Genomic DNA, 2,003 nt, shown 5'->3' on the forward strand with positions numbered 1-2,003 from the left:
CGATCTGCCAGCTGCCGCCCCCGCCGGCGATCATCAGGGCCATAGCCGGGCTGAGCAGGGCCAGGATGAACGGCGCTTCATAGGCGAACATCTGCGTGAAGACGCGCAGCGCGCCGGCCAGCGAGAAGCGGTCGCGGGTCTGCGCCCCGGCCAGGCCCGTGCATAGCGTCAACAGGCTGAGCAGGTAGATGGTGACGATGAGGTCACCGGGGAAGCTGAAGCGGGGCGACAGGCCGAAGAGCGGCACGTAGAGCGCCGCCGTCAACGTCCCGGCCAGGGCCAGCACCGGCAGCAGGGCGAACAGGAATGGGTTAGCCCCGTCCGGCCGTATCTCTTCCTTGCTCAGCAGTTTCAGAGCGTCGGCGAAGGGCTGGAACCAGCGCGGTCCCAGGCGATTCTGGAAGCGGGCCAGCAGCTTGCGGTCGGCCCACTGGAAGAGCAGGCCGGCGGCGATGAGACCCAGACCGGCGGGAAAGAACAGCAGACTGATCAGGTCACGGGCGATGGACATGATAGGTCCTTTCAGCCGCCGGCCATCTGCCGGCGGTAGTAGTCGATGCCATATTGTCGCAGTTCCGACCAGGTCCAGACCTGACAGGTCTTCTGAGACCTGTCAGGTCTGGCGATAGTGACGGCGCGGTCGTTGCAGGAAAAGCAGGGGTCGATGCCAACCAGGATCATGGGCACGTCGGCCAGGTTATGGCCGACTGCCTGGCTCACCACCGAGCCCATGTTGCACAGCGTGGGCGTGCGCACCTTGATCCGGTCGGGCGACTCGCCGCCGGTGCTGCGGATGAAGTAGAACAGCTCGCCGCGCGGCGCTTCGACGCGGCTGATCACCTCGCCGGCCTTCAGCTTGCGCGGCATGCGCTTGACGGTCAGCTCGCCCGCGGGCAACGCCCCCAGGATTTGCCGGATGAGCCGGTAGCAGTCGAATAGCTCGTCCAGCCGGACGAGAAAACGCGCTTCCAGGTCGCCGGCCGTCAATAGTTGCAACTCGGCCGGGAAGTCGGCATAGGCGATGTAGGGCGAATCCACCCGCACATCCCGCTCCACGCCGGAGGCGCGCGCCGTCGGGCCGACGACGCCGAAGCGGAGCGCTTCGTCGCGGGTCATCACGCCCACGCCGCGGGTGCGCTGTAGGAAGAAGGCGTCCTGGGCGACGACCTGGCGGTAGTGCTGCGTCCGCTCCTCCAGGTAGTCCACGCCCTTCAGGATGGCCACCGCCGTCTCGTCAGAGATGTCGAACTTGACGCCGCCCAGCACGTTGGCCGAATAATGGACACGGTTGCCGCTAAGCCCTTCCAGCAAATCCATCACCGTCTCGCGGTCGCGCCACGTGTACATGAAGAGCGTGTCGAAGCCAGCGTCATGCGCGCCCACGCCCAGCCATAGGAGATGGCTGTGAATGCGCTCCAGTTCGGCGACGACCTCACGGATAGCCTGGGCGCGCGCCGGAACTTCGACCTCGGCCAACTGCTCGACGCCCACGACGTAGGCGGTGCTGTGGATGTGGGAGCAGATGCCACAGATGCGCTCCAGCAGGTAGAGGTTCTGAGTCCAGTTGCGGCTCTCCGTGCCCTTCTCGATGCCCCGGTGGGCGTAGCCGAGGCGGACGGATGCCGCCGTGACGGTCTCTCCCTCCACGGTGAACTCGAAGTGACCCGGCTCCTTCAGCGCGGGGTGCTGCGGCCCGATGGGGATGACAAAGCGATCGGTCGTCGGTAACGTGGTCATTGTGGTAAGCCCTGGAAATCCTTGCGCAGTGGATAGACGCCATCCGGCCAGTCGTCGGGCAGGAACAGCCGGTCGCCCGCCCGCGTGATGACCGGCCCTTCGCCCACCGCCACGCCGAGTGTCTCATTCAACTCCCGCTCGTAAATGGTTGCCAGCGGGATGATCTCGCGCAGTGTCGGCACGCGCGGGTCGTCGCGCGACACAGTGACGCGCAATGTGACGATGGCCGCGCCCTCAGCGAAGTGGTAGAGCACCTGCAGCGTGCC

Annotated in this window: 3 protein-coding genes; all 3 read right to left on the reverse strand. The window is 66.2% G+C overall.

Annotation, left to right across the window (positions count from 1 at the left end):
- The coding region (locus tag ACE3UY_RS23080; RefSeq protein WP_374689815.1) for a complex I subunit 1 family protein at positions 1-511 on the reverse strand (511 nt) is incomplete at its 3' end.
- Between the two features lie 11 nt (positions 512-522).
- Positions 523-1,737 carry a nickel-dependent hydrogenase large subunit gene (locus ACE3UY_RS23085; RefSeq protein WP_374689816.1) on the reverse strand — a complete coding sequence of 405 codons (1,215 nt, stop codon included), beginning with the start codon at positions 1,735-1,737 and terminating at the stop codon, positions 523-525.
- Positions 1,734-2,003: NADH-quinone oxidoreductase subunit C (locus tag ACE3UY_RS23090; protein ID WP_374689817.1), on the reverse strand; the 270-nt coding region annotated here is incomplete at its 5' end. The genes ACE3UY_RS23090 and ACE3UY_RS23085, both read right to left, overlap by 4 nt.

Origin of the sequence: Promineifilum sp. (SeqCode), assembly GCF_041918635.1 — a bacterium.
Lineage (GTDB): Bacteria > Chloroflexota > Anaerolineae > Promineifilales > Promineifilaceae > Promineifilum.

What these genes read in the sequence shown, in the direction of transcription:
- ACE3UY_RS23085 (WP_374689816.1), bottom strand. Translation starts at nt 1,737, where the DNA reads ATGACCACGTTACCGACGACCGATCGCTTTGTCATCCCCATCGGGCCG.